The 6187-nt window shown below is 65.9% G+C and carries 4 protein-coding genes; 3 read left to right on the top strand and 1 reads right to left on the bottom strand.

Annotated features, from left to right (window positions below):
- Nucleotides 1–2263 (top strand): amino acid adenylation domain-containing protein (locus JC607_RS23000; protein ID WP_198839070.1); only part of this gene is annotated, 2263 nt, incomplete at its 5' end.
- A 27-nt stretch (nt 2264–2290) separates the two neighbouring features.
- Here the strand turns inward: JC607_RS23000 and JC607_RS22995 are convergent.
- On the bottom strand, nt 2291–3142 hold the full coding sequence (locus JC607_RS22995; RefSeq protein ID WP_198839069.1) for an alpha/beta hydrolase: 852 nt from the start codon (nt 3140–3142) through the stop codon (nt 2291–2293).
- Between the two features lie 381 nt (nt 3143–3523).
- Between JC607_RS22995 and JC607_RS22990 the strand changes: the two genes are divergently transcribed.
- Complete coding sequence (locus JC607_RS22990) at nt 3524–4960, top strand: YncE family protein (protein WP_198839068.1); 1437 nt, start codon at nt 3524–3526, stop codon at nt 4958–4960.
- A 123-nt stretch (nt 4961–5083) separates the two neighbouring features.
- Complete coding sequence (locus JC607_RS22985) at nt 5084–6184, top strand: ABC transporter substrate-binding protein (RefSeq protein ID WP_198839067.1); 1101 nt, start codon at nt 5084–5086, stop codon at nt 6182–6184.
- The last annotated feature ends 3 nt before the right edge of the window (nt 6185–6187 follow it).

Raw genomic sequence — 6187 nt, 5'->3', positions numbered from 1 at the left:
CCCCCCCGCGCCAGGCCCTCAGGCCGCAGCGCCACGGGCCAAAGGCGGCCCGGCCAGCACTGAAATCGCGCGGGAAACAGCGGTCCATTTTGGTGCCGCAACCCTCTCACCCGCGCTCTCCGAAACTCCGGCACCCGCCGCCTCCGGTGACAGCCTCGCCTATGTCATCTACACCTCCGGCTCCACCGGCGAGCCGAAAGGTGTGATGATCGAGCACCGCGCCATCGTGAACCGCCTGCTCTGGATGCGTGATCACTATGGCATCGGCCCCGGCGACCGCATCCTGCAAAAGACCCCCGCCACATTCGACGTCTCGGTCTGGGAGTTCATCCTTCCCTATATTTCAGGTGCCGAACTGGTCATGGCGCCCCCTGGCGCCCATCGTGACCCCTCGGAAATCGCCCGGCTGATCCGCAACCACCGGATCACCACCCTGCATTTCGTGCCCTCGATGCTCTCGGCCTTCCTTGCCGCACCCGCCTCAGAGGGCCTCGCCATCCGCCGCACCTTCTGCTCCGGCGAAGAGCTCACCGCCGATCAGCGCGCGCGCTTTCACCGCCGCATCACCGGCGAATTGCACAATCTTTACGGCCCGACCGAGGCCGCGGTCGATGTTTCCTTCTGGCCTGCGCCGCCCGAGGACCAGTCCAACCCGCTGCCGATTGGCTGGCCGGTCTGGAACACCTCTTTGCCGGTGCTGGATGAATACCTGCGCCCGGTGCCTGCCGGCATGCCCGGCAATCTTTACCTCGGCGGCGTGCAGCTGGCGCGTGGCTATCTTGGCCGCCCGGATCTGACAGCCGAGCGGTTCATCGAAGACCCGCGCCATCCCGGACAGCGGCTCTATGCCACTGGCGATGTTGCGAAAACCCGGGCTGATGGCGCGGTTGTCTATCTCGGGCGTTCGGACCACCAGGTCAAGATCCGGGGTCTCCGGATCGAGCTGGGCGAGATCGAGGCCGCGATCATGGCGACCGGCCTTGCGCGCGAATGCGTGGTTCTGGCGCGCGAAGACCGCGCCGGGGAAAAGCGCCTCGTGGCCTATCTTGTGCCCGAGCTGGCACCCGAGACCGGCACGGCGGCAGACTACCGGCCGGGCAGTCTCGCGCCTTTGCTCGCCGCCCGCCTGCCCGCTTATATGGTGCCCGCAGCCGAGATCGCGCTGAGCGCCCTCCCCGTCACATCGAACGGCAAACTTGACCGCAAGGCACTGCCTGCACCCGCATTTACCGTCTCGGGCCGCGCGGCCGAGACCGGGGCAGAACGCCTCCTCGCCCGCCTCTATGCCGAGGTCCTGCATCTCGACGCCCCTGCCCCGGCCGAGGCCGATTTCTTCGCGCTTGGCGGCGACAGCCTGTCGGCCGTGCGCCTCGCGCTGCGGATTGAGGAAGAGACCGGGCGCGCCCCTGGCCTTGGCGCGATTTTCGCCGCGCCGGTGCTTGATATGCTGGCGGCGAAACTCGACGCAGCGGGGCCGACCGATGACGGGCTCGGGCCACTGATCCGGCTGGCGCAAGGCAACCCCGACAAAGCGCCGCTCTTCCTGATCCATCCCGCAGGCGGGCTTGGCTGGGGCTATCGCGCCCTCGCCCGTGCGCTTGCGCCTGACCGCGCGGTCTGTGCGGTGCAGCATCCGGGTCTCGATCCGGCGCAGCCTTTGCCCGAGAATCTCGGGGCTCTGGCCGCGGATTACGCGGCACTGGTGGCGCAGGCGCAGCCGGAAGGCCCGATCCACCTTGCGGGATGGTCTGTGGGCGGCATCATTGCCCAGGAAATGGCGGTGGAGCTGGCACGAATGGGGCGTGAGCCCGGCCTCGTGGCGCTGCTCGACAGCTACCCGACCGATGTCTGGCGCGATGAGCCGGAGCCTGATCCGGCGGCCGCGCTCAGGGCGCTGCTGGCAATTGCCGGGCATGACCCCGAGGCGCATCGTGACCTCGACAGCCGGGACAAGGTCGTCGCCTTCCTGCGCGCCGGAGACAGCGCCATGGGCGCCCTGCCCGAAGAGGTGCTCAATGGTGTCGTGCGGCTGGTGACCGATACCAATCGTCTGGTGCGCAGCCATCAGCAGCGGCATTTTGCGGGCAAGGTCACCCATATCCGCGCCGGGCGCGATCATGCCGGGCGCGATCTCACCGCCGCGCTCTGGGCGCGCTATGTCGGCCAGACAGAGATGCTGGAAATCCCCTTCCTGCATGCGGAGATGATCTCGCCCGCCGCAGTTGCCCTGATCGCGCCGGAACTGGCAAAGCGGATGGGCTGAGCGCCCCTCCGCTTCAGCCCATTCGCTTCAGCCCAGTGCGAAAGGCAGCGCGAGCGGCAGCGATCCCGCGATGGTCTGGATATGGGCGTGATCGGCCAGGACATAGATTTCCGGCGCGAAACCGGGATGTTCTTCCAGGCCTTTCACGAAATCCATCGTCGCGGGCGCGGGCCCGTCGGGCGGCGGGCCAGAGGCGCCGCTGCGCTTTTCCTTATCGCCCAGTGCCATCATCAGCGCCGGAGGGGTGTCGAGCTTTGCCGCCCCCGCCGCAACCCGGCGGATCAGATCTTCATCCCACCAGATCGACGGGCTGATCGCCGCGTAGCGTGCAAAAGCCCCGGGCCGCGTCAGCGCCGCGTAAAGCGTAAAGAGCCCGCCGAAGGAATGGCCCCAGAGGCTGCGACGCGCCGGGTCGACCGGCAGGCCCTCCTCTGCCGCCAGACGCAGATCGCCGGTCAGCCGGTCGAGAAACTGCGCCGCGCCCCCCGCCATCCGCCCCTCATGGACGTGATCCGGACGGATCCCGTCCCCCTGCCCGTCCGTCGCCGTAAAGTCGGGCGCGGTGAAATCCAGCGTCCGGCGCTCGCGCGAGAACTGGCGGTCGGTATCATACCCCACCCCCACCAGCATCAGCCCGGGCACCAGCGCCAGATGGTCTTCCGTCAGGAAATCAAAGGCCGCATTGCCGTCGAGCATATACAGAACCGGCCAGCCCGCCGCCGGCGCCATGCCCTTCGGGACCGCGAGATAAAGCCGGTGGCCTGGCCCGGTCTTCACGGTTTTTTGCGACAGGCTGTGGCTGGGAAGATCGGCGTCCATGATCTTCAGCTCTGCCGGTTTTCGGGCATGATCGGGGCCGGTCTTGCCGTTTACAGACATGGTATTCTTCCTCTGGCAGGGGAAAACACAGCAATCTCGCCATAAAGGCCGCGGATAACCGCGGCAGCCACATAGTCAGGCGCATCATCCTCTGCCAGTTAGCCCCGGGCGAATTAGTTGACAATCCCTCTCAAGAATATACTGCTGCACCGGAAGACCGGCGACAGACCGGACGGGGGCGCGGCGACAATTTCGCGACCCGGTCTCCTGTCTGACCGATAATTGCCTGACCGATTGCAGCCCTGATGACGACACCCGGAACACCACCCGCTTCAGATCCTGCGTCCGGCCCGGTGGCCGCCGCCCCACAGCCCCCTTCCCGCGCCAGACCCGCCAGGGACCATTTCTGAGCCGATCCAGCATGATATCGAGGAGACCAATATGGCATTCCCCCCGCTGCACCGCTTTCGCAGTATTCTTGGTGCCTCTGCGCTGGCCTTTGCCGTGATGGCGGGCCCGCTGAGCGCCGAGACCATCTTCTCGGCCGCAACCGACGGCTTCCCCGGCGTGGTGCGTGCCGGTGCGGTGGATCAGGGCGCGGCTGTGGTTGCGGGATCGGCGGTGTCGATCACCGGCGAGCGGATGATCCCGGGCCAGGAAATCACCCTGATGCGCGGCAATACTGTCCTGAATGAAGGCGGGCCAATCCGCGTTGGTGATGACGGTAAATTCCGCTTTGACCTGAAACTTGACGCAAAAGCCGTGACCGGCCTGCAACCGATCCTGGTGATTGCCGAGAAGCCATCGGCCGCGACGGTGGTGGATCTGAAGATCTCGCCGGACCTTGCGATTGAGGGTGCCGATAAATTCGACATCACCAGCGCGCCGGTGACGCGTGGTCTTTATCAGCTGGCCTACAGCCCCTCGCGGCATGTGTTCTATGTCACCTCGGCGGTGGGCCGTCCGCCGGTGAAAGACTCGGCACTGTCCAAGGTCGATCCCGACACGCTGAACGTGATCGAACAGATCACGCCCGGTGCAGAACCTGCGCCCGAAGGCGGCGCGGCCCCGGCAGTGGATGAGGATGGCCGCCCGGCGCTTTACGCGGTTTACGGGCTTGGCCTTGATGAGGCGGCGGGCCGGCTCTGGACCACCAATACCCGGCAGAACACCATCGCCGTCTACAGCGCTGATGACCTCTCGCTGGTGAAACAGTTCGAGCCGGATTTCATCGCGCATCCGTTCTCGGTCCAGATCGATGAGGCGGCGGGCCGTATCTACATCTCTTCGGCGCGCTCGCCGGTGATCGAGGTGATCGATTCGAAAAAGCTCGAAAAGCTCGCGCCTTACACCATTCCCTCGCAGCTGCGCGGCGAGAGCTTTGGCACCCAGGACATCCATTTCGACGCAGAGACCGGCAAGCTGTTCGCCGCCTCGAACGCGACGCCGGAGCTTGCGGTGATCGATACCAGAACCGGCGAGATCCGGGTGACGCCGCTGCCGGGCTCGATCGGCGCGGCCTCGGTGGCTTATGATGCGGCGGATGACCTGGTGTTCGTGGCCTCGCAAACCACCGATAACCTGCTGATCGTGAACGGCGCCGATGGCTCGGTGCTGCATGATGTCGAAACCGGGGCCGGTGCGCTTTACGTGACCTATGAGCCGAAATCGAAGCTGGCTTTCGTCGGAAACCGGGGCGCGGGCACCATCACCGTGGTCGATCCCGAAGGCCAGGTGGTCGCCAATTTCGACGCCGGCAGCCTGCCCAATGAACTGGTCGCCGATGCCGAGGGCACCGTCTGGGCGGTGAACAAATCGCGCGGCCAGGATGATGACAGCGGCGACCGCATCTGGCGGATCAGACCGAAAGCCGATTGAGCGGCCCGCGGCCGCGACCGCTCTGCGACAGGGGCGGAACACCGCCCCTGTCCTCGTAAGAAAGCCGCCCGTCACAGGCATCGCGCCCCGATGCCAGAGATGTCCGGTGCCAGAGGTACCCAGATGATCCGCTTCCGCCCGCTTTCCCTGACCGCTGCGCTGCTGACAGCGCTGGCACTGCCAGCACTGGCCGAGATCCGCGCCACCGATATCCTCGGGCGCGAGGTGGTGCTTGAGGCCCCCGCGACCAGGATCGTCCTGGGCGAAGGGCGGCATATGGCGGTGCTGGGCCTCCTCCATGACGATCCGGTGGCGAAAGTGATCGGCTGGCGCACCGATAAGGGGCTCGATGAGCCGACGCTGGCCGCATATCGCGCGAAATTCCCCGCGATTGACGCGATCCGCCCGGTCGGCACCGGCAATCGCGAAATCTCGGTCGAGACGATCATCTCGCTTGATCCCGACCTGGTGGTGCTTTCGCTGATGGATGAAGGCGATCCGGCGATGGAGCGCGCCCGTGACCAGATCGAGGCCGCCGGTATCGCGGTCGCCTATGTCGATTTCTTCGCGCATCCGCAGGAAAACTCGATCCCGTCGCTGCGGCTTTTGGGCGAGCTGACCGATGGCGCCGCCCGGGCGGAAGAGTTCGCCGAATTCTACGAGACCCGGCTGAAGCGGATCCGCGACCGCCTCGCGGATCCTGCGATCAGACGCCCGCGCGTCTTCTTCCATGTCCATGCCGCGCCGACGAATTGCTGTTCGACCGTTGGATCCGGGGTGTTTCGCGATTTCATCGAGACCGCCGGTGGCACCAATATCGGGTCTGACGTGGTGCAGGGGGTGCTGGGGAATGTCAGCCTCGAATTCCTGATCGGCGCTGATCCTGAGTTCTATGTCGCAACCGGCGGCGATCACATGCGGGCGCGCGGCGGCCTGGTGCTGGGGTCGGATATCACCGCGCCAGAGGCGCGCGAAAGCTTCGATGCGCTGATCGGCGCCACCGGCTTCAACGCGCTGACCGCCGTGGCCGAAGGCCGCGCTTACGGGGTCTGGCATCTCTTCAACGACACGCCAAGCCATATCGCGCTGATCGAATATCTCGCAAAAGCCTTCCACCCGGATCTGTTCGAGGATGTCGACCCCGCCGCGACGCTGAACGAAATCGAGACCCGTTTCTCGCCGGTTCAGGTGCCCGGAACCTGGTGGATTTCGGAAGAGACCTGATCC

The organism is Paracoccus sp. IB05 (assembly GCF_016405985.1).
Taxonomy (GTDB): Bacteria; Pseudomonadota; Alphaproteobacteria; order Rhodobacterales; family Rhodobacteraceae; genus Pseudogemmobacter.
Note: the sequence above shows the minus strand (reverse complement) of the source record. Positions and strands in the feature narration are given on the sequence as shown.